Genomic DNA, 21790 nt, shown 5'->3' with positions numbered 1-21790 from the left:
CGCTGATGAGACTGCCGAGAGATTGCGAGGTGGGTCGTGCCGCGGTGTGGCTCACCGAGAGTTCGGCGAGGTGGCTGCGGCCCTCCCGCTGTCGGCGCGACGGGGTGCCTGCCAGGGTGCACGCCGTGACCGACACCGAGGTGACGCAGTGGCTCGCCGCGCACGCGCGACCGATCGCGGTGCCGGACGACCTGGAGGACGGCGCGGCCGTCGAGGACGGCGTCGCGGCCTGGATCGCCGCCGCCGCCGACGCGCGGGTCCTCGCGCTCGGCCCCGCGGTGGTCGGCACCCGTGAGCTGGCACAGCTCGCCCACCGGCTGATCGAGGGGCTCGTGCGCGACGCCGGCGTCCGCACCCTCGCGCTGCAGGCGAGCGACGCAGGCACCACGGTGCTCGACGACCACCTCCGGGAAGGGACGGGGTCGGCCGGCGAGGCGCTCGAGTCGCTCGGCTCCTGGAGCTGGAACACCCGCGAGGTGCTCGAGCTCGTGCGCGGACTGTCGGGGGCGCACGTCCGGGTCGTCGGCGTCGACCCCCGCCGGCCGGCGAAAGCCGTCCGCGTCGTCGGCACCTTCCTGCGGACCGTGGACCCGGACCTGCTCGCGACCGTCGCCGACGCCCTCGCCGACCTCGCTCTCGGGCACGCCGACGACACCGCGCGCGCCGCGGTGGACCGGGTGCGGGCGCGGCTCGACCAGGATGTGCCGGCGCTCGTCGCCGCCACCTCGCCCGAGCAGAACGCCGAGGCAGTGCGGCACGCCGGGTTCCTCGCCCGCGCCGCGGAGCTCGCCGCCGCGCCTCCCGAGGGCGCGGACGCCGTGGCCGAGCGGCTCATGGCCGAGGGCGTGCTCGAGGCCCTCGACGCGGCGGGCCCGGACGGGCGGGTGGTCCTCTGGGCGCAGGCCGACCACGTCGTCGCCCGCGAGGACCCACCGAGCGCGGGCTCCCACCTGCGCGCACGCCTCGGCGACGCCTACCGCCCGCTGGTGCTCTCGGCGGGCGAGGGGAGGACGCGCGCGTTGCGCCGGCGGCTGTTCGGTGTGTCGCGCACGTCCAAGGTCCAGCGCCTGCCCGCCGCGCCGGGCGGGTCGCTCGAGGCCGCGGTGCTCGCCGCCAGCCCGCGGGACCCGGTGGTCGATCTGCGCTCTCTCGACGCTGCCCCGCCGGCCGTGGCGACGTGGGCCTCGGACGGGGTCACCCGGCGGTCGGTGGGCGACGAGATCTCGTCGTCGTCACCCGCCGGTGCCGTGGTGCCGTGCCGGCCGGGCACCGACCTCGACGGCATCGCCGTCGTGCGCACGGTGCACCCGGCGTGGGCGCGTTAGCTGCGGTAATCGAGCACGGCCCGCCCGCGCGGGGACAGCTCGTAGCCGACCGGGAGCGAGTGCGTCAGACCGAGCGCCTTGAGCCGCCGGACGTCGGCCTTGAACGGCGCGGTCTCGCGACCGAAGGACGCCGCGAGGTCGGGGGCGCGCACGGCGGGGCGCTCGGCGATCGCCGCGAGCGTCGCCCAGGCCCACGGCCCGTGACTGCTGCGGGCGTCCATGGCGTCGAGGCGGCGGCGGACCGCGGCGAGGTCGTCGGCGTCGGGCACGCTCGCCGCGAGTTCCGAGCGCGGGTCGGGCTCGTCGAGCTTGTGGAAGCGGACGCGGTAGAGCTCGGCGTCCGGCGCGGCGTGCTTGTCGGCCTCGGCCAGCATCGCCTCGACCGAGTCGAACCCGGCGCGCCGGGCGTCGGCGTCGACCAGGTCGCCGGGCGACACGACGTCGACCTCGTCGACCTGGAGCCGGCCGACCGGCGTGCGGTACGGCCGTCCGGGCCGGACCTGCGCGCGCTTCCAGCGCCGGAACGTCAGGTCCACCTCGCCGCGCGCGATCGGCTCGGCGAAGCGCAGGGCGAAGAGCACGGGTCGGCCGGTTCAGACGGTGGCGACGCTGCCGATGAGGATCAGCCAGAACAGGGCCCAGCCGAGGATCTGCAGGTAGCCCAGGGCGAGCCCCGCGATCGCCATCCCGTGGCCGGAGTGGGTGCCGCTGCTCGTCTCGCGCCAGGCCATGTGCCCGCAGATGACGGCCGGGATGGAGGCGAGGCCGGCGGTGAAGAAGCCGACGATGCCGCAGACCAGCGCCGCGATCGCGAGCCCCGACACCGGCCGGGTCGGGGGATAGGCCTGGGCGTAGGGGCCGGCGCCGTAGGGCTGGGCGTACTGGTTCTGGCCGTACTGGCTCTGGCCGTACTGGTTGTACTGGCCCTGTCCGAACTGGCCCTGACCGTAGGGAGCCTGGCCGTAGGGCGCCTGGCCCTGGTTGCCGGAGGGGTACGGCGTGGGCGGCCCGTACGGGCTGGGGCCGTAGGCGCTCGAGGAGTACGGCTCGGAGCCGGAGGAGTACGGGTCCGACTGATACGGGTCGCTGTAGGGCGCCAGCCCGAGCGAGTCGGGCGCCGAGGGCTCCGGGTACGGCGTCGGTGGGGAGTACGGCATCGGGCCGTCCTGCGACCCCGACCCGGAGGACGGCCCGTTGCCGGGCTCGGACGACCGGTCGCGGTGCGATTCCCACGGCGAGCTCACGCTCGGCATCCTAGAGGCGCCGGCGGATGACCTGATCGTTCCGACCCGACCGGTGCGGTCGACGGCGCTGATGTCGAGGAGCGACAGGGCGAGCGCCGCCATCGGTGGGGCCTCCGCGGCCGTGGTTGCTGCGCGGGCGGCAGGTCGAGCCGCCGACCTCGAGGAGTCGACGAGGTGGCGGCGGGATTCCTCGAACCGGCCGTGGCTGTCGGGGGTCGGTTCTAGAATCGAACACATGAGCGAAGGCGTGGGTGTCGTGGAGCGCGAGGCGCTCGCGGCTGCCCGCGCCGAGGAGATCGCGGGCAACCAGGCCTACTACCGGCGCCTGGAGCGGATCGCGGAGATGGATCGGCTCGGGCTCGCGGCGGTGACGGGGGACCGCAGCACCGAGCGGTTGCTGCAGGAGAACTGGCGGTTGGACCCGTCGAAGGCCGGGCGGCTGGTCGCCGAGGCCGAGGACCTCGCTCCGCGGATGACGCTGCAGGGCCAGCCGCTGCCGCCGCGGTTGCCGTGCACCGCGACGGTGCTGGCCTCGGGGGAAATCTCCCCGGAGCACGTGGCGATCATCCGCCGCACCATGACCAAGATCGACAGGATGGAGCACGTCGACCCCGCCGAGGTCCCGGCCGCGGATGCCTACCTGGCGGAGAAGGCGACCCTGTTCCCGCCGGCGACGCTGCGCCGGCTCGCCGAGGCGCTGCTGGCCAAGCTGGACCCCGACGGGGCGGCGCCGGACGAGGACGCCGACCTGTTCGACGACCTGAAGATGACCTCGGACCGGGACGGCACCCTGGAGATGCGGATCCGGATCCACGACGCCGTCGACGCCGAGTCGATCCGCGAAGGCATCCAGGTGCTCGCCACCCCCACCGGCTCGGACGACCACCGGTCGTTGGGCAACCGGCAGGCCTGCGCGTTCAAGGAAGTGTTCGCCGACGCCCTCGGACCGAACGGGCTGGTCACCGACACCCGCCAGAACGAGGCCGAGGCCGACGAGCCGGGGCCTGGGCCCGGCCACGAGCACGGCACCGACCCGGAGGCCGATGACTCGGGAGCCAACGACACGGCTGGTGCCGACGAGACCGATGCCGTTGACGCCGGCGACGGCGCGCCGCTCGAGGACGCGTTGATCCCCGAACCCCGCCGCCCCGAACCCGCCGCGCCCGCAGCAGAGACCGCCCGCGGGCCCGGGCGGGCGCTGCTGACGATCACGATGGACCACCGCTGGCTCCAGCTCGCGACCGGGCACGGCACGCTGGACTCCGGCGCCCTGGCCGACCCGGCCACCGTCCGCCGCTGGGCCTGCGACGCCGACATCGTCCCCCTCGTCCTGGGCTCCAAGTCCGAGCCGCTGGACATCGGGCGCCGCTCCCGGCTGATCCCCGACGCGATGCGCCGGGCGCTGAACTTCCGCGACGGCGGCTGCGCCTTCCCCGGCTGCACCCGCCGACCCCGCCGCTGCCACGCCCACCACATCGACCACTGGGGCAACGGCGGACCGACCTCCCTCGACAACCTCACCCTGCTCTGCCGACACCACCACCAAGTGATCCACCACGGGCACTGGCGAATCGACATGATCGACGGCCTCCCGTGGTTCACCCCGCCACCCTGGATCGACCCCGACCGACAACCCAGACCCGGCGGACGATCCGCCGCCGTCGTCTGACCCGCGTCGCGTCAGAGTGCGCTCCGGGTGCCCGGCCGGAACGGGTCGCGGCGACACCACGTCGCTCGGCACATGGGTGTTCGTGTCGATGCCGAACGTGTACGCGTCGTGTGTAGTCATCACCTGGCGCTCGCCCGCCGTCGGCCCCGGCTTGCCTTGTGCCGCACCAGGCGCCGCACGGGCGATCAGCACGACCAGCGTCACCACGACGGCGAGCACGAGGGCCGTGAGCCCGCGATCACGCCGATGGGCACCCTGCGACCCCATCGTGGAGGCGCGCCGGGAGGACGGGTGGGGTACGGCGCCGTGCGCGGGTACGAGCTCCCGAACCGCGCCGTGCGCTGCGGGGGCACGACGGGAGCCGGCCCGCACGGGTACGGCGAGCGGCCGGACGGCGCCGAGGCGCTCGACGGTGGAACGCCGTAGGGCGGCGACCCGAACGGCGGCTGGGCGGCGGAGCCACCCATGAGCCCGTGGGCCCAGTCGGCTGGGTGCGACCGGTGCCTGACGTCGTACACGATAGTCCCCCGGATCATGAGGAGTGCCGGCCGTGCCGGCCGTGCCGGTGCTGCCGGCGGTGCCGGTGTCAGGGGCCCGGGACGACGAGGTCCGCGTAGCCGTCGTTGTCCATGTCGGCCACGGCCACCGTCCCGGCCGCGCCGTACGGCGCGCCGTCAGTGATGGCGGCGTCGCCCCAGCCGTCGGCGTCGGTGTCGACGACGACCTCGTCGACGGCGCCGTTGCGGTCGTGGTCGGAGAGCGCGAACTCGTCGTAGCCGTCGCGGTCCTCGTCGGCCGACGCCGTCTCGGCGTAGCCGTCACCGTCGGCGTCGGTGGCCGATGTCTCGTAGTAGCCGTCGTGGTCGCCGTCGAACGAGGTCATGGTCGGCGTGCCGGCCGGGAAGGAGATCAGGCCGCCGTCCGGGCCGCAGGTGGTGCGTTGTCGGCGGTGTAGGCGCTGTCGGCCGTGCCGGGCTCGCTCATGGTGCTCTCCTCGCCGAGGTCGCGATCACTGTCGACCCTCTGACGCCGGGAGCGGTGGGCGATGTTCCTGAGGGAACGCTGGCAGGCCCCTCAGCGCCGGCGGCCCCCGCGGATCGGCTCGACGCGCCGCAGGAGCACCGCGGTGGCGATCGCGAACAGCACCGTGAGCCCGACGAGCGCACCGAGGTCGAGCACCCAGCTCAGGGCGTCGTGGGCCCACAGCGGATCAGTCTCGCGGCACGGCGTCGGGAGGCCGGGCCCGCTGGGGATGCCGATGGTCGAGGCGCCGAGCGCGAAGCCCGAACGGGCGGGCACGAGCCACGACAGCTGGGCGAGCACGGGGCTCCCGCCGATGTGGAGCAGCGCGCTGGACAGGATGAACTGCAACATCGCCAGCAGCACGAGCAGCGGCCGCCCGGGCGTCCCCGAGCCGCACGGTGACCGGCGCGGCGACCGTCAGCTCCCGGAACGGGCGGCCCCGGCGAACGACCCGTTGCGGCTGCGGTCGACGAGCTGCCACCCGTCCGCCGTGGAGCGGATCAGCAGGTGCTCGGGCGAGACCCGGGCGCCGACGAGCTGCAGGTCCGACGCCTCGTCACGGCCGACGACCAGCGTCTCGCCGGGCCGCAGCGTGCGACGGTGACCGGCCGCGCGGACCTCGAGCGGCGCCGGCCCGGACATGCCAGGACGGGCACCCCCGCGCCCGGGGTCGTACGCCATGGACTCGGACCTTCTCCGTTCAGCCGGAAGGGAGGGACGACGTCGGCCGGTGATCAGGGCAGCAGCAGGAAGCCCATCCGGCCCTGGGTGTCCACACCCACGACGGCGCCGCCGGCCGCGAACCGGTAGATGCCGGTACGGCGCTGCGGGGGCTCCCGCAGGGCGGCGAGGAGCGCCTCGCGGTTGGCCGGCTCGGCCAGCAGCGGCGCCACCTGCGACCACGGGGCGGCGTCGAACGCAGCCGACGGGCGGTACCGGGCCTGGACGGCCGGGAGGTCGCCGGCGCCGAGGGCGGTGTAGAGCTCCCCGGTGCCCGTCGCGACGGCGGCGGGCAGGGCGCGTCCGGCGGTGTCGGCAGTGGCCGGGGCACCGGCGGGCGGCGGGACGGCGGCCGGCGACGCCGGAGCGGCGGGCGCCGCCGGGGCGGGGGCCACGGCCTCGGGCTGCGACGCGGTCGACGAGGGCGCGGACACCAGGGTCAGGACCGCCAGCCCGGCGGCCACGACGATCGCGACGGCGAGGGCGGCGCTGGCGATCCAGGGTCCGCGCCCGGCGCCGACAGCAGGAGCGGTCACCGCCATGACGCCGCGCTCCGCGCGAGGGTCGGGTGGGCGCTGGTCATGTCGGCCTCCTCGATCGGCCTCGGGAGCGTGTTGCCCCGGATGGCGATGCCCCAGATCGTGACGCCGCAGTATCGGGATGATCGGTGGCGGGCGTTACCGCCGGCCGGGGCAGTGTCGGACATCCCACGCGGACGCGCATCCCCTTGCCCGGCCCTCCCAGCACGTGACACAGCTCGGACCACAGCACGGATCCCGGGACCGCTCACGGCGGGGGCACACGGGGCACGATGGCGGCGGCGAGGCGGGTCGCGTCGGCGCAGAGGGCGTCAGCGGGTCGTGCGCCGAACACCGTCACCTCGAGGACCTCGACCCGCGGTCTCCCGTCCGCGGCGGTGTAGGCGCGCTGGGCGAGGGCGACGTCGCACGAGGACTGCTGCGGGGTGACGGCGGCCTGCCGGCCGGCGACGTCCGCGGTCGACGCGAAGGCCCGGCGGCGTTCGACACCCACGTCGACCACGCCGTCCGCGTCGGTGCCCCACCGGCACGACCAGCCGCCCACACCGGGGGCGACCGAGGCCGGGTCGAGGCCCGGCACCGCGCCGAGGTCGGCCCGCGTGAGCAGGCGGCAGGTGTCGACGGAGGTCAGGGCCGTCGGCGGGTCCTCGGTGGCGCGGCGCGGCAACGTCGTGCCCTGCTGGAGCACGCGCAGCGTCGCGTCGGTCGCGGTGTCGGCCGCGGCGCACAGGTCGGCACCCGAGCCGGCGGGGGCGATCGCGTCGAGCGAGACCTGGACGCCCTCGGTGGTCACGACGGTGCGGGTGCAGGAGCCGGGCTGCGGCGCCACCCGGCGGACCAGCAGCGACCCGACCCGCTCCACCTGCGCGGCGCCCACGGTGGTGGCGACGGGCTCGAGGGTCGCGATCACCGCGACGTCCCCGCCCGGCGCCGCGACGTCGACGACGCAGGCGGCGGGGCCGCCGAGGTCGGGGACGACCCGGGCCTCGCCGCCGGCGCGCGCCGCGAGGGCGGCGGGGTCGACGAGGCCGCAGGGGTCGACGGTGCGCGGGTCGCCGATCGCCGCGGGGACGACGCGGTCGCTCGGCCCGGCCGGTGCCGCGTCGGACCCCAGGACGAGCACCGCCGCGACGGCGCCGGCGAGCAGGAGCACGACGACCGCGACGGCCACGACGACCACGCCCGTGCGGGTCGGGGGGCGCCCGGGCCCCGAGGGAGCGGCGCCCGGCCCCGGTCGCCGAGGCGGCGCCCCGGGACGAGCCGGCATCGGGGCCGAGGGACGGGGTGGGGCCATCCCGACGGGGCGCCGCGCGGGGATGCCTCGCGCGGGGTGGGGGAGGACCGGCGCCGCCGGACCCCGCCCGTGCGGCGACACCAGGACGGGGGTCGTGGTGCGCTCGTGCGCAGGCGCCGGGTCCGCCGCGGGCTCGGCGGGCACCGGGCGGGTCGGCGACCAGGCGCCGGTGGCCGTCGCCGTCGGGATCACCTCGGTGAGCCGGACCGGCGGGGCCTCCTCCGGCCCGCCGAGCCCGCCGAGCTCGCCGAGCTCGCGGCGCAGGGTCGCACCGAGGTCCCCGGGCCCGTCGGGCGTCGTGTGCGCCGCGCGCTCGAGGACCGCCGCCAGGCGCGCCGCGAGCTCCGGCTCGCTGTCGTCCGTGCCGGCGTCCAGGAGCGTTGCGGCGAGGGCGCGGGTGTCGTCGTCCTCGGCGCCCGGCCGGTCCGACGGGCGCACCCCGGACGGCGCGCCGAGGAGCCACACGGCGTCGTCCCCGCCGACCCGAAGGACGTCGGCGCCGACCCGACCGTGCACCACCCGCGCCGCGTGGGCCGCCCCCAGCGCCCCGGCCAGCACCACGGCGCGCCGCAGCGCCACCACTGGCGTCACGGGGCCGTCGTCGGCGAGACCGCGCACGCCCGCGGGCAGGTCGTGCACCAGCCACAGCTCGCGGTCCGCGCCGGCCGCGACGTCGTCCGCCGGCGCGAGGCCGGGGTGCGACGCCGCCACGAGACGGCGGATGTCGCGGGCGACGCGGGTCAGCGCGTCGGGAGCGGGTGGCGCGTCCCGACCGTCCGGTGCGAGCGCCACCGCCACCACGTCACGGTCGCCCCACTCGTCACGGGCCGCCCGGACCGTCACCCGACCCGCTCCGGCGCCCGTCAGCGACGCCCCGAGCCGGTAGTGCCCACCCGAGAGCGTCTCGCCGTCGGTCACTCGTCCGTCCAGTCCTCGACGATCCAGTTCGTGGCCGGGCCCGTCGCGTCGGGAAGGGCGTCAGCCGCCGAAGGTCGACTTGGCGCGGAAGCGCAGCGCCTGGAACACCTGGTTCGACTGGTCGAGGTTGCTGGTGCGGATCTCCCAGCTGTAGTTCAGGCCCTCGTAGATGCCGGTGGAGATCACGCCGGTGCTGGACTGCGCCGTGTACAGCGGGCCCTGCTCGACCCCGCCGGCCTGCCAGACGTCGAAGTTCTCGATGCGCGGGCCGAGCGCGGCGGTGTCGTCGTACCAGGCCCGGGCGCCCGCCGCGTCCGACCACCGGGCGAAGTACACGGTGGCGCCCGGGACGACGCTCGAGTAGTCGCACGAGTAGGACTCGATGGACGTCGCGCCGTTCTGGGCCCGCAGGGGAGCCGTGGCGGGGTCCATCAGCTGGCAGTTGGAGCTCGTCACGTCCGGGAAGACCTGCGAGAGCGCGGGCTGACCGGCCGGCGGCGTGGGCGTCGTCGGCGAGGTCGGTCCGGCCTGCGACGACGGTCCCGCGGTCGTCCCCGGGGTCGGCTGGGCGACCGGGGGCGCCGGGTCCTGGTTGAGCAGCACGACCGCGCCCACCGCGACGAGCAGCAGCACCGCGGCGATGCCGGCGACGATCGCGATGATCTTGCCCTTGCCGCTCTTGGGCGGCTGCGGGGGCGGGCCGTACCACCCGGTCTGCGGGCCGCCCGGGGGCGGCGGGTACGGGCCGGTGCCGTAGCCCGGCTGTCCGTATCCCTGTGCGCCGCCAGGGAACCCGGGCTGACCGCCGGTGTAGCCCTGCGTGGCGTAGCCGGGCTGCGGGCCGGACCCGACACCCGGCTGGGGTCCCGAACCCTGCGGCGTGCCGAACGGCGACGGTCCCTGCGTCGGGCCGCCCGGCGTCCACGGCTGGGCCTGCGGGCCGGAGCTCGGACGGGGCCCGGGCACGTACGTGGGGGTGACGCCCTGCGGGCCGGACGACCGCGGGCCGGCCGCGGCACCCAGGCCGGCCCCGGCCGCCCCGGCGGCGAACGCGCCGCCGGCACCGTGGCGGGCGGTGCCGTCGTCCGGTGCGCTGGTCTCGCCCGCGGGCGCCTCGCCACCGACGGCCTGCAGGGCGGCGTCGGCGAAGTCGCCGGCGGTCGCGTAGCGCTGGGCCGGGTCCTTGGCCATCGCCGTCGCGAGCACCGCGTCGAGCGCGGGCGGCGACCCGGGCGCGACCTCGGAGAGCCGCGGCGGGGTCTCGTTGAGGTGGTCGTACATGAGCCCGGGGCCCTCGGAGAGGAACGGCGGGCGCCCCGCGACAGCCTCGAACAGCAGGCACCCGAGCGCGTAGACGTCGACGCGGCGGTCCATCTCGCGGCCGAGGAACAGCTCCGGGGCCATGTAGGCGAGTGTGCCGATCGCCGAGCCGGTGCCGGTGAGCGAGCTCTTGGTGTCGCCGCCCATCGCGCGGACGATGCCGAAGTCGACGAGGTAGACGAAGTCGCGGCCGCGGTGCTGGGTGATCAGCACGTTGGACGGCTTGACGTCGCGGTGGATGAGGCCGTCGTCGTGCGCGGCGTCGAGGGCATCGGCGGTCTGGCGGACGATCTCCGCCGCACGACGCGGGTCGAGCCGGCCGTGGCGCTCGATCTCGTCGGCCAGGTCGAGGCCGGAGACGAGCCGCATGTCGATGTAGAGGCGGCCGTCGATGGTGCCGAAGTCGTGGATCGGGATGACGTGCGGCGACGAGAGGCGCGCGGCGGTGCGCGACTCGCGCCGGAAGCGCTCCTGGTAGTCGCCGTCGTCGGCGAGCCCGCCGTGCAGCCGCTTGACGGCGACGGTGCGCTGGCGGGACGTGTCGAACGCGCGGTACACCTCGCCCATCCCGCCGCGCCCGATGCGCTCCTCGAGACGGTAGGGCCCGAACATCTCCACCGGGTCGCCGGCGGACGGCGAGGGCGAGTGGCCCGGGGCCTCGGTGCTCATGGGGCGCTCTCCTGCGTCGGGGAATCCGGGAAGACCTTCCCCCCGGATGAAAGTCACCGAGAGTATGTGCGATCGCCTCGGACTGGGCCAGTGGGCTCACACTTTTCGCAGAGTTTCCTTACTCGACGTGAGAACGGCAGCCCGTCGGCGAGGGCATTGCCCCGGACGAGGGGCTCCTCAGGCCGGGACCTGCGCGGCGGGCAGGAGGCGCATCGCGGGGAGCATGCGGTGCGCTCCCTCCAGCGATCGGGTGACGACGTCGAAGCTGTAGGGCCGTTCGGCGTACGCCGCGGTGGCGTAGACGGTGCCGTCGGGCGAGGCGTGGGTGTGCACCGGCCCCTGCGGCGCACCGGCGCCGTCGTGCCACTGCGAGACGCCGTCGAGCGCCGGACCCCGGCTCGCCTGGTCCGCCTGCCACCGCCGGGCGTCGGTCGTGGTCGGCCACTCCGTGTAGTAGACGTACCCGCCCGGCACGGCCGCGCCGTAGTCACAGCGGATCACCGACAGGGCCCGCGCGCCGGTGGACGTCACGTACTCGCCCTCGCCGGCCGGGTAGGACGCGCAGTGACCGCCGGGGGCTGCGACGTCCGGGAACGCGGCGGCGAGCCGGCTCGTCACGGGGGCCTCGACGGGCGGCGCGGGCGCCGGTGCCGTGCTGCTGCCGGCGAGCAGGGCCCACGACGCGAGCAGCGCGACGAGCACGAGCAGCACGGCGCCGAGCGCGATCCACCACGGCCGGCGGGAGCGTCGCGGGGCCGGAGGTCGCGGCGCGGGAGCGGCGGGGCCCGTCGGGGGCCCGGCGAGCTCGGGGGCCCGCGCCGGCGCGGTGGCCCCGCGCGGGGCGGGCACCGTGGTGAGGGGCCAGGCCGGCGCTCCCGCCGGTGCCGGGACGTAGCGCACGGCCGGCGTGCCGCCCGTCGGCCCACCGCCCGTCGGCCCACCGCCCGTCGGCCCACCGCCCGTCGGCCCACCGCCCGTCGGCCCACCGCCCGTCGGCCCACCGGTCGGGGGTCCGGTGGTGGGGCCGGTGGTCCCGCGGCCGGGGTCGAGGCGGCCGCCCGCGGTCCGGGAGCCGGTGAGCGCGGTGTGCGCAGCGTCGGCCAGCTCACCGGCCGAGGCGTAGCGGTCCGCGGGCGACGGGGCCAGCGCGCGGGCGACCACCGCGTCCACCGGGGCCGGGAGCCCCCGACGCCGGTCGGTGACCCGCGGCGGCTCGTCGTACCGGCGCCCCGCCGTGGTCCACGGGTCGTCGTCGGGGAAGGCCGGGCGCCCGGTGAGGGCCTCGACGAGCAGGCAGCCGAGCGCGTGGACGTCGTCGGCGCGGGTGCCGCCGGGGCCGGCGACGCCGAAGTCGGTGAGGTGGACGACCTCGCGCCCGCAGTGGTGCGAGAGCAGGACGTTCGACGCCGTGACGGCGCCGTGCACGAGGCCGTCGGCGTGCGCGTCGTCCAGCGCGTCCGCCACCCGGCGCACCACTGCGGCGGCGCGTGCCGTCCCGAGCGGGCCGTGCTCGGCGATCTCATGGGCGAGGTCGGCCCCCGCCACCAGCGCCATGTCGACGAACAGCACGCCGTCGATCGTCCCGACGTCGTGGATCGGGATCACGTGCGGCGACGCGAGCCGGGCGGCCACGCGGGTGGCCCGGCGAACGTGCTCGGCGTACCCCTCGTCCTCGGAGAGGTCGGGGCGCAGGCGCTTGAGGGCGACGGTGCGCTCGCGGACCGTGTCGTGGGCGCGGAACACCTCACCCGTGCCCCCGCCGCCGAGGCGCTCCTCGAGCCGGTACGGGCCGAAGCACTCGACGTCGGTGGCGTGCTGCCGCGGCGGCAGGGTGATGCTCATCCGACCCTCCGGGCGCGCGGGTCGAGGCGGCGCAGCAGCAGTGCGGTGACGACGACGAACAGCACGGTGACGCCGGCCAGGGCGCCCAGGTCGAACAGCCATGTGGCGGCGTCGTGGTCCCACAGGGGCTCGGCCTCGGTGTAGGGCGGCGGGACGCCGGGGCCGCTGCGTACGCCGATGGTCGAGGCGCCGAGCGCGAAGCCCCAGCGGGCGGGCACGAGCCACGACAGCTGGGCGAGCACCGGGCTGTCCTGGATCTGCAGCAGCGCGCTGGACAGGATGAACTGCAGCATCGCGAGCAGCACCAGCAGCGGCATGCCGCGGTCGGCGTTGTCGATCCAGGCAGACACGGCGAGCCCGACGGCCATGCTGGCGATCGTGGTGGCGGCGATCGCGACGAGGATCTCCACGCGCGGGTCGCCGAGGAGGACGGCCTCGTCGGGACCCGGCCGGCCCAGCGTGCCGAGCACCCCGAGCACCAGGCCCTGCAGGCCGGTGATCACGCCGAGCACGACGACCTTGGAGAGCAGGTACGCGCCGCGCGAGAGCCCGATCGCGCGCTCGCGGCGGTAGATCTCGCGTTCCTTGACCAGCTCGCGGATCGACGCCGCCGACCCCATCAGGGCGGCGCCGACGACGAACACCATGAGCAGGCTCTGCGGCGCACCCGGGACGCCGCGCAGCTGCTCGGCCAGCGATAGGCCGGTGTCGACGGGCAGGGCGTGCGACAGCGCCGCCAGCAGCAGCGGCAGGGCCACCATGAAGATCGTGTACTGGCGGTCGGCGCCGATCACGGCCAGGTAGCGCCGGGCGAGGACGCCGAACTGCGCGAGCGCCGACTGCTGTCGCGGCGGTGCGGCCGGGGCCGTGGTGGGGGCCGGGGTCGGGACGCCGTACGGGCCGGGCGCCCGCGTCGGCGGGGGCGTGCCGATGTAGCGCTCGGCCACGGCCGAGTGGCGGAACCGCTCGCCCCAGTCGGCGCCGGACTCCCGCTCGAGGAGCAGGAAGAGGTCGGCGAAGTCGTGCACGCCGAAGTAGGCGAGGGCCTCCTGGGGCGGTCCGAAGTAGGCGACGGTCCCGCCGGGGGCGAGGAGCAGCAGGCGGTCGCAGACGTCGAGGTGGGCGACGTTGTGGGTGACGACGACGACGGTGCGGCCGTCGTCGGCGAGGCCGCGCAGGGTGCGCATGACGGACTTGTCCAGCCCCGGGTCGAGGCCGGAGGTGGGTTCGTCGAGGAAGAGCAGCGACGGTCGGGTGAGCAGCTCGAGGGCGACCGAGGTGCGCTTGCGCTGGCCGCCGGAGAGGGAGTCGATGCGTTGCTCGGCCTGGCCGGTGAGCCCGAGCTCGCCGATCACCTCGTCGATGCGGTGGTCGCGCTCGGCCTCCGTGGTGTCCGACGGGAAGCGCAGCCGCGCGGCGTAGGCCAGCGCGCGTCGCACCGTGAGCTGCGGGTGCAGGATGTCGTCCTGCGGTACGAGCCCGATGCGCTGGCGCAGCTCGTCGTAGTCGGCGTAGAGGTCGCGGTCGGCGTAGGTGACGGTGCCCTCGTCGGCGGGCCGGAACCCGGTGAGCGCGCGCAGCAGCGTCGACTTCCCGGCCCCGGACGGGCCGACGACGGCGAGCAGGCTCTTCTCCTCGAGCGCGAACCCGACCCGGTCGAGCAGCGTCCGGCCCTTCGGGGTGCGGACCACGAGGTCCTCGGCGCGGAACGCGATCGCGCCGGCGTCCTCGCGCTCGACGAGCACCCCGCCCTCGGCGTCGTCGAGGTGGAACAGCGCGTGCCCGATGCCCACGAGCATCCCGGGGCGCAGCGGCACGCGGTGGATGCGCCGGCCGTCGACGTAGGTGCCGTTGGGGCTGTCGAGGTCGATCAGCTCCCAGCCGCCCGCGCCGTCGGCGCGGAGCTCGGCGTGGTGGCGCGAGACCAGGAGGTCGCTGACGACGACGTCGTTGTCGGTCTCGCGGCCGATCCGGATGCGGGTGGCGGGGGTTCCTGGTGCCGCGGTGGAGATGCGCGCGGTGGGCGCCGGCTCGGGGGAGGGGGACGGAGCGGCGGACGGAGCAGCGAAGGGAGCGGCCGGCGGCAGCCGGTGCACCGCGGAGAGGCGCCCCTGACGGCTCGGCCCGTCGGCACCGACGTCGTCGGGGGACGGGCCGGCGAGCGGGTCGTGCCGGGGGCGGTGCGGGGAGCCGGGCGGGGCGGGGACCGGACGGGAGTCGGGCCCGGCGGGGCGGGCCGCGGGCGGGACGAGGGGCGCGGCCATCGGCACCGGCGGGGCGCCGGGGTCGGCGCCGACCGCCCGGAGCGCGACCTGCACCTCGGGCCCGCCGTGCCCGAGCGCGAGCGTGAGCCTCGGCGTCGCCCCGGGCGAGAGCCGCAACTGCTGCAGACGCTCGCCGGCGACGAACACCCCGTTGCGGCTGCGGTCGATCAGCTCCCACCCCGTCGGCAGCGGCCGCAGCTCGACGTGGATGCGGGAGACGAGGGGGTGCACCACCTGGAACCCGGCCGCCTCGTCGCGGCCGATCGTGACCGGCCGGCCCGGCGGGACCACCAGCCGGCGGTCACCGTGTGTGAGCTCGAGCTGCGGAGCCGTGAGCGGCCGGCCGCGGGCGGGTCGCCGTCCCCCCGCGGGCCGGGGCACGGGTTCCACGGGGTGCACGGCCGACCTCCTCGCGGGCCGGCCCGAGACCCGGCCCCTCACACGCCACTGTCACCTTCCCGGCGCAGTGGTGTGGCCGAGACGGTGACAGTGTGTGTTCGCGAGCAGAGGGTCTGCCAGGGGGTTCGCGATAATCGCGCCGCAGTATCACTCGGTGTGATGAATGCGGGGTGAGTCGGGCCGGGCGCCCCTCAGGCGGGGCGTGCCATCTCCGCGGTGTCGACCCGGCGCGGGGGCACGGGACCGTCCACGGGGGCGGAGAACGGGCGCGTCAGCGGGTCGCGGCGGGCGGCGTCGTTGTCGATCCCCTGGGCACGCGCAGTGACCTGCACGGAGCTGACCTCGGCGAGCCGCCGGTTCATCCGGTCCAGGCGCGCGCGCAGCGCGGCGTCGTCGATGACCTCGCGCTGACGGGCCCGCCGGACGGCGCGGCGACGGTGGGACCCGGCGACGGAGGAGCTGGTGGTGGCGGTGCTCGAGGAGCGGCGGAACATCGTGGATCACGTCCCTGGGTGAACGGCCGACGTACTGTCACCCTGGTCATCGAGCGCCACACGGCCGTTCTTGATGCGCCGTCCGGTGGATCACGGACGGAGTACACCGCCGGCGGGTCACCGCTCAGAACAGGTCGAAGAACCCGTCGTCGCCCTCGGAGCCGCTCGTGCCGTCCCCGGCGCCGTCGCCGCCGTCCGTGGCCCCGCCCGAGTCACCGGTCTCCGAACCGTCCGATCCGCTGCCCGTGTCCCCGGACGGCGCCTCGGAGGTCGGCGCCGAGCCCGAGCCCCGCGCGACGTCGACGGTGACCGTGCTGCCCCGTGGCACCGCCGTGCCGGCGCTCGGGCGCATCCCGACGACGGTGCCCGCCACCGTGCCCGCCGCGCCGCCGTCGACCTCGCGGAACGAGACCTCGAGGCCGATGCCCTCGAGCGTCGACTCCGCCGACTGGCGGGAGCGGCCCGCGAGGTCGGGCACCTGCAGGGTGGCCCGGCGTTGACCCACGATCAGCTCGATCGCGCCGCCGGCGGGGCGCAGCGAGCCGGGCACCGGGTCCTGGCCGACGACCTGGCCGATCTCCGTGGGGTCGGAGGTCTCGCGCTGGCGCGGCACCGGGGTGAGCACGAGGCCCGCGGCCTCGGCGGCGACGCGGGCGGCCTCGGGGCTGCGGCCCACGAGCAGCGGGACCTGGACCAGCCCCGGCCCGCGCCCGATGCGCAGGGTCACGGCCGACTCCTCCTCGACGCGCACCCCGACGTCCGGGGACGCGCCGATCACCCGGTCGACCTGCTCGGGCGGCGACGCCGTGGGCACGACGATCGGGGAGAGCCCGGCGTCGGCGAGCGCGCGCACGGCCTCGTCGCGCGAGAGGCCCACCAGGCGCGGCACCTCGCTGTCCGACGGGCTCGCGACCCAGACGACGCCGAGCACGAGCAGCGCCACGAGGCCGATCACCGCCGCCCCGAGCCGCCGTCGCGAGCCGCTGGGCCGCGCCGCCGCGTGGGCTCCGGTGCGGGGTCCGTGGTCGAGCTCGACGGCGCCGCGCCGCCGGCTCCCGCGCGTGACCTCCTGCGTCAGGCTCATCTCGCCGGTGGTCTCGGCGGCCGCACCGCGACGCCCGGGGTCGGTGGGGTCCTCGGGGCCGGTGACGCGGTCGTACTCGGCGAGGACGGCGGGCGCGTCCGGGCGCTCGCCGGCCAGCACGCGCAGCAGGTCGGTCCGCATCTCGGCGGCGGTGGCGTAGCGGTTGTCCGGGTTCTTGGCCATCGCCTGCCGGACGACCGCCTCGAGCGAGGGGTCGATCACCACGCCGGGCGGTGCGAGCGTCGCCAGCATCGGCGGGTCCTCGCGGACGTGCTGGTAGACGATCGCGACCGGGCTGTCGGCGCTGAAGGGCGGCTCTCCGGTGAGCAGCTCGAAGAGCACGCATCCCGCGGCGTACACGTCGGCGCGGGCGTCCACGTCCTGCCCGAGCCCCTGCTCGGGCGAGAGGTACTGGGCGGTGCCGATGACCATGTCGCCGGTGAGGCCTGGCCCGGTCTCGGTGAGGGCCCGGGCGATCCCGAAGTCCATCACCTTCACGACGTCGCCCGGCGTGATCATGATGTTCGCCGGCTTGACGTCGCGGTGGACGACGCCGTGCTCGTGGCTGTAGCCCAGCGCCGCGCACACGTCCGCCATCACGGCGCAGGCGTGCTCGGGCGGCATCGGGCCGTGGGCGCGCAGCAGGTCACGCAGCGTCGACCCGCTGACGTACTCCATGACGATGTACGGCAGCCCGACCTGCTCGCCGGGCACCTCGCCGGTGTCGTAGACCGCGACGATCCCGGGGTGGTTGAGCCCGGCCACGTTCTGCGCCTCGCGCTCGAACCGCAGCCGGAACGACGGATCGCGCGCGAGGTCGGAGCGCAGCACCTTGATCGCGACCTCGCGCCCCAGGCGCACGTCGAGGCCCGAGTGCACGTCGGCCATGCCACCGCGGCCCAGGGTCGGGCCGAGCTGGTAGCGGCCGGCCACCACCGTCGCCTGCGACATGCGCTCCGTGCCTCCGCTCCGTCACCCGCTGCTGGCCTCGTGGCCCCGCCGCGACGACGGGGTCGCGACGGCGGGCCGCCGCGATCCGCGCCAGCATCACCCGGTCGGGTCCAACGTGTCGGGACCGGGTGGGGAACGGCGGGTCGCCCCTTCGGCGCGCGAGTTCGCCCGTTCGTCGGGTCCTGTGCCCTCAGTGGCCGCAGCCGCAACCGTCGCAACAGCAGCCGTCGGAGCCGCAGCAGTCACAGCAGTCGCAGCTGCACTCGGTGCAGTCGCAGCAGTTCGCGCAGGGGTTGCTGCGCGGCCGGCCGCTCCACGGACCCTGGAACTCGTCGGCGCAGCAGAGCTGGCCGGTGCAGCAGAGCCCGGCGGCCGCCACGCAGCCCGCGAGGACGCCACGGGGCGGGCGTCCCCGCGCCCCGTCGCCAGGGTGCGGGGGCTGGTCGGTGGGCGGCTGCTCCGTTCGGGCGTGCGTGCGCTGCCACGCCCGCTCGGTCTCGTGGACCAGGAGGCGGTGGGCGAGGCGCGCATCGAGCTCGGGCCCCGCGAGCTCGACGGTGGGCAGGGTCGCGGCGAGGGTCGCGACCTCGGCGCGGGCGAGTCCGCGGGTCGCCTCGACGCCGGCCCCGGTGGCGTCGACGGGGTTCCAGCGGCCGGCGCGGCGGTCGTCGTCGAGGTCGTCCAGCGCGTCGAGGAGGTGGGCGAGGCGACCGAAGGCGGCGCCCGTGACGGCCAGCGGCGCCGCGTTGCCCGGCCGCCCGGCCAGGACCGCGGTGTGCGCGAACGCCGCCGACACGGCGTCGGCCGTCGGGGCCGTGGCCTCCTCGAGCGTCGCCGTCCCGCCGTGCTCGATCGCGTGCTGGCGCGCCGGGACCGCGAGCAGCGCCGCCGGGTCGAAGCCCGCCGGTGCGGTGGCGCGCGCCCGCTCGCTCCAGCGGTCGGCCAGCCGGCGGCCCACCGCTGCGACCGGCGCGTGCCGGAAGGCGCCCTGGCGGTCGTCGGCGTGGTCGGCGACGTGGCCGGCCGCCAGCAGCAGCGCGGCGTTCGCCGCCAGCCGGGCGCCGTCGCCGGCGGCCACGGTGGCGGTGCGCATCCCGCGGGCGGGGCAGGGGCCGGCGAGGCGGTCGCCGGTGGAGCCGGTGGCCGGGCCCTGCGCCGAGGTGAGCACCGAGACGAGCAGGGCGTCGACGTTGGTCGCGGCCCGCGCGAGCTGGCCGTGACCGTCGCGCAGGGCGAGGCAGGTGCCGCACAGGTGCGCCGCCCAGCGACGGTGCAGCGCGGGGGAGAGGTGGTGACGGCAGGGCCGCACGATGCCGAGCACGCGGGAACGGTAGTGCGATCGACGATGTCGATCACGACGGCCGTCCGCCGCCCGAGAGGGGGCCGTTCGCCGCAATGTCCTCCGCCGATCGCGTGTCACCGCTGGGACGCCAGGGAACGGTGGCGGAGACCGCGCCACGTCCTGATGGGCGGGTGTGCAGACGACGATCGGGGAGAACGCGTGATCTCGAGCAACAGGGCACGTCGGCTCGCGGGGCCGGCGCTGGCGGCCGCCGTCGGACTCGGCGTCCTGACGGGCTGCTCGCAGGCGCCCGAGCCGCAGGGACCGCCGCCGGCGCCCGGCCAGGGACAGCCGAGCAACGCCGCGGGTCAGCCGGCTCCGGGGCAGCCCGGTGCCGCCGCGCCGGGCCAGCCCGGGGCCGGCGGCGAGGCGGGCACCCAGCCCGGGGGTGGCGGTGCCGGGGGCACCGGCGCGCCCGGCGGGTCGGCCTCGGACGGCTCCGGGAGCGAGGGCGGTGCCGGTGGCGCGGGTGGCGCGAGCTCGGGCGGCTCGGGCTCGGGTGGGGGTGCCAGCCAGACCCCGTCCGGTGGTGTCGCCACCGGGGGCGGCTCGACCTCGGACGTCGAGCACGCCGGCCTGATCGGCGTCGGCGCGCTCGCGCTGGCAGGTGCCGGCGCGCTGGGCGCGACCGCCGCCCGGCGCCGCCGCGAGGACTGAGACGAGACCGGGACCGAGGCAGGAGTCGACGACCCCGCACGCCGCGCGTGTGCGGGGTCGTCGTCCGCCGGGGCACCGTGTCCTCGCGAGGGGCACGTTCGGCCGGCGCGCAGACCTGTCGATCATGCGCAACGTGCCCCTCGCGGCGGTCGCGGGCAGGGTTCGAGCAGTGGTCGAGCGGCAGGGGGGCGGGCGGTGAGCACCGAGCAGGACGACGCCGACCCCGACCCCGAGACCGCGGACGCCGGCGGGCCCCCCACCCCCGTCCGCCCCGACCCCGTCCGTCGTGCACTCCTTGCCGGCGCGGTGGTGCTCGCGGTGCTGGGCGTGGCGCTGCTGGGGTACGCGCTCGTGGACCAGACCGGCGCGCCGCCCGCCCCGTCGCCGGCGCCCTCGACCGCGGCCGCCGGTCCGCCGCCCCCTCCCGACCGCGCCGCCGAGGCGGGGCCGATCGCGACGTCGTCGCCCCCGGCCACGTTGCGGATCCCGGCGATCCGGGTGGACGCGCCGGTCGACCAGGTCGGGCTGAACCCGGACCGCACGATGGAGGTGCCCGCCGAGGGCACGCCCGGCTACGACCACGCCGCCTGGTTCCGCTACTCGGTCACCCCGGGCCGGCAGGGACCGTCGGTGATCATCGGGCACGTGGACTCGGCGGAGGCCGGTCCCTCGGTGTTCTTCGAGCTCGGGCGCCTGCGACCGGGCGAGCGCGCCGAGGTGGTGCGCGCCGACGGTGTGACGGTGACGTTCGAGGTCACCGAGGTGGCCGTCTACCCGAAGGACGCGTTCCCCACCGACCGCGTCTACGGCCCGACCGCCGGCCCGGAGCTGCGGCTGATCACCTGCGGCGGCAGCTTCGACTCCGGCGCGGGCTCGTACCGCGACAACACCGTGGTCTTCGCGCGCGGAGTGTCCTGAACGGGAGTGTCCTGATCAGACGGCGAGACGGGCGCGGAAGTGCATCGCCCGGTACGGCCAGTTCTCGTTCGTGTGCCACTGGCTGACCACGAGGTGCATCTCGTCGGGCGTCGACCCGGGCAGGATGTAGCCGCCGTAGAGCTGGGCCACGCGACCGCAGCCGTGGTCCTCCTCGCCCCAGCCGCAGCCCGAGACGACCGTGAGGCGCTCGGCGGTGGTGAGGTCGGTCGTCGGTCCACCGGGCATCGGGATGAGGTCGATGCGGTAGTTCCCGGCGTCGAACGCGCTCAGCCACCACGTGTCCCCGACGCGGCGCAGCGAGAGCTCACCGAACGCCCCGGGGAGCACGGGCGTCGGCGCGTTCCCCCAGGCCCACGCGCCGTCCGCGAACCCCCAGCCCTCCCACGCGGCGGCGTCGAGCAGGTGGTCGGCGGGGACGCGGTGCAGCAGCAGGCCCTTGTCCCGCTGGAACCCCGTCGTCAGCGCGTAGACGTAGCCGTCGGGGCCGAGCTCCCAGGTGAGCATCTGGAAGTGCCCGCCGAGGTGTCCGCCCGGCCAGGACAGGCCCGTCGACTCCCAGCTCACGCCGTCGTCGCGGGAGCGGTGGATCTCGGTCCAGTGCACGTTGCCGAGGCCCTCGCAGGCCATGACGTGCAGGTACATCGTGTCCCCGACGGTGATCAGGTCCGTGGGGAGCTGGGTCGTGATCCTGGTGCCGCCGATCAGCCCGCCGAAGCGGCCGCCGATGCGGGCGTTGTGCCGGTAGCTGACGACCTGGTCCGCGTAGCCGCGCGACGGTCCGGCCGCACCCGTCCACCTCAGCCCGGAGCGGACCGAGCCCGGGTCGCCGAAGAGGATCACCGGCGAGCGCCAGCCCGGGCCGCCGGCCTCCTTGCTCTCGAAGGTGTCGCCGAAGACGGCGACGATCCGGCCGTCGGGGGCGGTGGCGGCCGCACCGAGGTCGGTCCCGCCGATCCCGTACTCGTCGGTGTGCCCCGGGCCGGTCAGGTCCCGCAGCTTCGTGACCTCGAGGGTGCGCATCCCCGCTGTATACCGACTCCTCCCGCGGAGGGGCACGGGACGTCCGAACGGACGGCGACGGAACGGTCGTATCGGGC

General features: G+C 76.4%; 19 protein-coding genes. 5 read left to right on the top strand and 14 right to left on the bottom strand.

Annotated elements, in window-relative coordinates:
• Nucleotides 1–125 precede the first annotated feature (125 nt).
• Nucleotides 126–1325 (top strand): erythromycin esterase family protein, encoded by a 1200-nt coding sequence (locus tag PH191_RS07695; protein ID WP_274194031.1) that lies wholly within the window; start codon nt 126–128, stop codon nt 1323–1325.
• On the opposite strand, the gene PH191_RS07690 is transcribed toward PH191_RS07695, so the two are convergent.
• Together PH191_RS07690 and PH191_RS07685 are read right to left on the bottom strand one after the other, a co-directional pair.
• Nucleotides 1322–1906, bottom strand: a complete 585-nt coding sequence (locus PH191_RS07690; RefSeq protein ID WP_274194030.1) for an ASCH domain-containing protein — start codon at nt 1904–1906, stop codon at nt 1322–1324. The two genes, PH191_RS07695 and PH191_RS07690, sit on opposite strands and share 4 nt — an antisense overlap.
• Nucleotides 1907–1918: 12 nt before the next feature.
• Nucleotides 1919–2569 carry a DUF4190 domain-containing protein gene (locus PH191_RS07685; RefSeq protein ID WP_274194029.1) on the bottom strand — a complete coding sequence of 217 codons (651 nt, stop codon included), beginning with the start codon at nt 2567–2569 and terminating at the stop codon, nt 1919–1921.
• 235 nt (nt 2570–2804) lie between these two features.
• On the opposite strand from PH191_RS07685, the gene PH191_RS07680 reads away from it, so the two are divergent.
• Together PH191_RS07680 and PH191_RS07675 are read left to right on the top strand one after the other, a co-directional pair.
• Nucleotides 2805–4238, top strand: a complete 1434-nt coding sequence (locus PH191_RS07680) for an HNH endonuclease signature motif containing protein (RefSeq protein ID WP_274194028.1) — start codon at nt 2805–2807, stop codon at nt 4236–4238.
• A gap of 291 nt (nt 4239–4529) precedes the next feature.
• Nucleotides 4530–4664, top strand: a complete 135-nt coding sequence (locus PH191_RS07675) for a hypothetical protein (RefSeq protein ID WP_274194027.1) — start codon at nt 4530–4532, stop codon at nt 4662–4664.
• Between the two features lie 160 nt (nt 4665–4824).
• Here PH191_RS07675 and PH191_RS07670 read toward each other — a convergent pair whose 3' ends face one another.
• The 11 genes from PH191_RS07670 to PH191_RS07620 form a co-directional block, all read right to left on the bottom strand.
• Nucleotides 4825–5121 carry a hypothetical protein gene (locus PH191_RS07670; protein WP_274194026.1) on the bottom strand — a complete coding sequence of 99 codons (297 nt, stop codon included), beginning with the start codon at nt 5119–5121 and terminating at the stop codon, nt 4825–4827.
• 191 nt (nt 5122–5312) lie between these two features.
• Nucleotides 5313–5612, bottom strand: coding sequence for a hypothetical protein (locus PH191_RS07665; RefSeq protein ID WP_274194025.1), 300 nt, complete (start codon nt 5610–5612; stop codon nt 5313–5315).
• A gap of 66 nt (nt 5613–5678) precedes the next feature.
• Nucleotides 5679–5942: an FHA domain-containing protein gene (locus tag PH191_RS07660; RefSeq protein ID WP_274194024.1), complete on the bottom strand. Its 264-nt coding sequence runs from the start codon at nt 5940–5942 to the stop codon at nt 5679–5681.
• A 53-nt stretch (nt 5943–5995) separates the two neighbouring features.
• Nucleotides 5996–6523, bottom strand: a complete 528-nt coding sequence (locus tag PH191_RS07655) for a hypothetical protein (RefSeq protein ID WP_274194023.1) — start codon at nt 6521–6523, stop codon at nt 5996–5998.
• A gap of 244 nt (nt 6524–6767) precedes the next feature.
• Nucleotides 6768–8732, bottom strand: a complete 1965-nt coding sequence (locus PH191_RS07650) for a hypothetical protein (protein ID WP_274194022.1) — start codon at nt 8730–8732, stop codon at nt 6768–6770.
• Between the two features lie 60 nt (nt 8733–8792).
• A complete protein-coding gene (locus tag PH191_RS07645) occupies nt 8793–10721 on the bottom strand; it encodes a serine/threonine-protein kinase (RefSeq protein ID WP_274194021.1) in 1929 nt (642 codons plus the stop codon).
• Between the two features lie 177 nt (nt 10722–10898).
• Nucleotides 10899–12563 carry a serine/threonine-protein kinase gene (locus tag PH191_RS07640; RefSeq protein ID WP_274194020.1) on the bottom strand — a complete coding sequence of 555 codons (1665 nt, stop codon included), beginning with the start codon at nt 12561–12563 and terminating at the stop codon, nt 10899–10901.
• Nucleotides 12560–15226: an ATP-binding cassette domain-containing protein gene (locus PH191_RS07635; protein WP_274194019.1), complete on the bottom strand. Its 2667-nt coding sequence runs from the start codon at nt 15224–15226 to the stop codon at nt 12560–12562. Before PH191_RS07635 ends, PH191_RS07640 begins: the two co-directional genes overlap by 4 nt.
• Nucleotides 15227–15417: 191 nt before the next feature.
• Complete coding sequence (locus tag PH191_RS07630; protein ID WP_274194018.1) at nt 15418–15720, bottom strand: hypothetical protein; 303 nt, start codon at nt 15718–15720, stop codon at nt 15418–15420.
• Nucleotides 15721–15844: 124 nt separating this feature from the next.
• Nucleotides 15845–17755, bottom strand: a complete 1911-nt coding sequence (pknB, locus tag PH191_RS07625; protein WP_274194017.1) for a Stk1 family PASTA domain-containing Ser/Thr kinase — start codon at nt 17753–17755, stop codon at nt 15845–15847.
• A gap of 190 nt (nt 17756–17945) precedes the next feature.
• Complete coding sequence (locus PH191_RS07620; protein WP_274194016.1) at nt 17946–19076, bottom strand: DUF5685 family protein; 1131 nt, start codon at nt 19074–19076, stop codon at nt 17946–17948.
• Nucleotides 19077–19256: 180 nt separating this feature from the next.
• On the opposite strand from PH191_RS07620, the gene PH191_RS07615 reads away from it, so the two are divergent.
• Entirely contained in the window at nt 19257–19754 is a 498-nt protein-coding gene (locus PH191_RS07615) for a hypothetical protein (protein ID WP_274194015.1), read from the top strand.
• Nucleotides 19755–19949: 195 nt separating this feature from the next.
• The gene (locus PH191_RS07610) at nt 19950–20672 is read left to right on the top strand and encodes a class F sortase (RefSeq protein WP_274194014.1); all 723 of its coding nucleotides are present in this window, start codon (nt 19950–19952) and stop codon (nt 20670–20672) included.
• Between the two features lie 15 nt (nt 20673–20687).
• Here PH191_RS07610 and PH191_RS07605 read toward each other — a convergent pair whose 3' ends face one another.
• Nucleotides 20688–21713: a DUF4185 domain-containing protein gene (locus tag PH191_RS07605; RefSeq protein ID WP_274194013.1), complete on the bottom strand. Its 1026-nt coding sequence runs from the start codon at nt 21711–21713 to the stop codon at nt 20688–20690.
• Nucleotides 21714–21790: the final 77 nt, after the last annotated feature.

This window comes from Actinomycetospora callitridis (genome assembly GCF_028737265.1).
Taxonomy (GTDB): domain Bacteria; phylum Actinomycetota; class Actinomycetes; order Mycobacteriales; family Pseudonocardiaceae; genus Actinomycetospora; species Actinomycetospora callitridis.
The sequence above is the reverse complement of the archived record's forward strand: the minus strand, read 5'-3'. Positions and strand labels throughout refer to the sequence as shown.

Excerpts from the sequence above, each read along its gene's own strand:
- PH191_RS07680 (WP_274194028.1), top strand. The coding sequence starts at position 2,805 with ATGAGCGAAGGCGTGGGTGTCGTGGAGCGCGAGGCGCTCGCGGCTGCC.
- PH191_RS07670 (WP_274194026.1), bottom strand. The coding sequence starts at position 5,121 with ATGACCTCGTTCGACGGCGACCACGACGGCTACTACGAGACATCGGCC.
- PH191_RS07665 (WP_274194025.1), bottom strand. The coding sequence starts at position 5,612 with ATGTTGCAGTTCATCCTGTCCAGCGCGCTGCTCCACATCGGCGGGAGC.
- PH191_RS07660 (WP_274194024.1), bottom strand. The coding sequence starts at position 5,942 with ATGGCGTACGACCCCGGGCGCGGGGGTGCCCGTCCTGGCATGTCCGGG.
- PH191_RS07655 (WP_274194023.1), bottom strand. The coding sequence starts at position 6,523 with ATGGCGGTGACCGCTCCTGCTGTCGGCGCCGGGCGCGGACCCTGGATC.
- PH191_RS07645 (WP_274194021.1), bottom strand. The coding sequence starts at position 10,721 with ATGAGCACCGAGGCCCCGGGCCACTCGCCCTCGCCGTCCGCCGGCGAC.
- PH191_RS07640 (WP_274194020.1), bottom strand. The coding sequence starts at position 12,563 with ATGAGCATCACCCTGCCGCCGCGGCAGCACGCCACCGACGTCGAGTGC.
- PH191_RS07630 (WP_274194018.1), bottom strand. The coding sequence starts at position 15,720 with ATGTTCCGCCGCTCCTCGAGCACCGCCACCACCAGCTCCTCCGTCGCC.
- pknB (WP_274194017.1), bottom strand. The coding sequence starts at position 17,755 with ATGTCGCAGGCGACGGTGGTGGCCGGCCGCTACCAGCTCGGCCCGACC.
- PH191_RS07605 (WP_274194013.1), bottom strand. The coding sequence starts at position 21,713 with ATGCGCACCCTCGAGGTCACGAAGCTGCGGGACCTGACCGGCCCGGGG.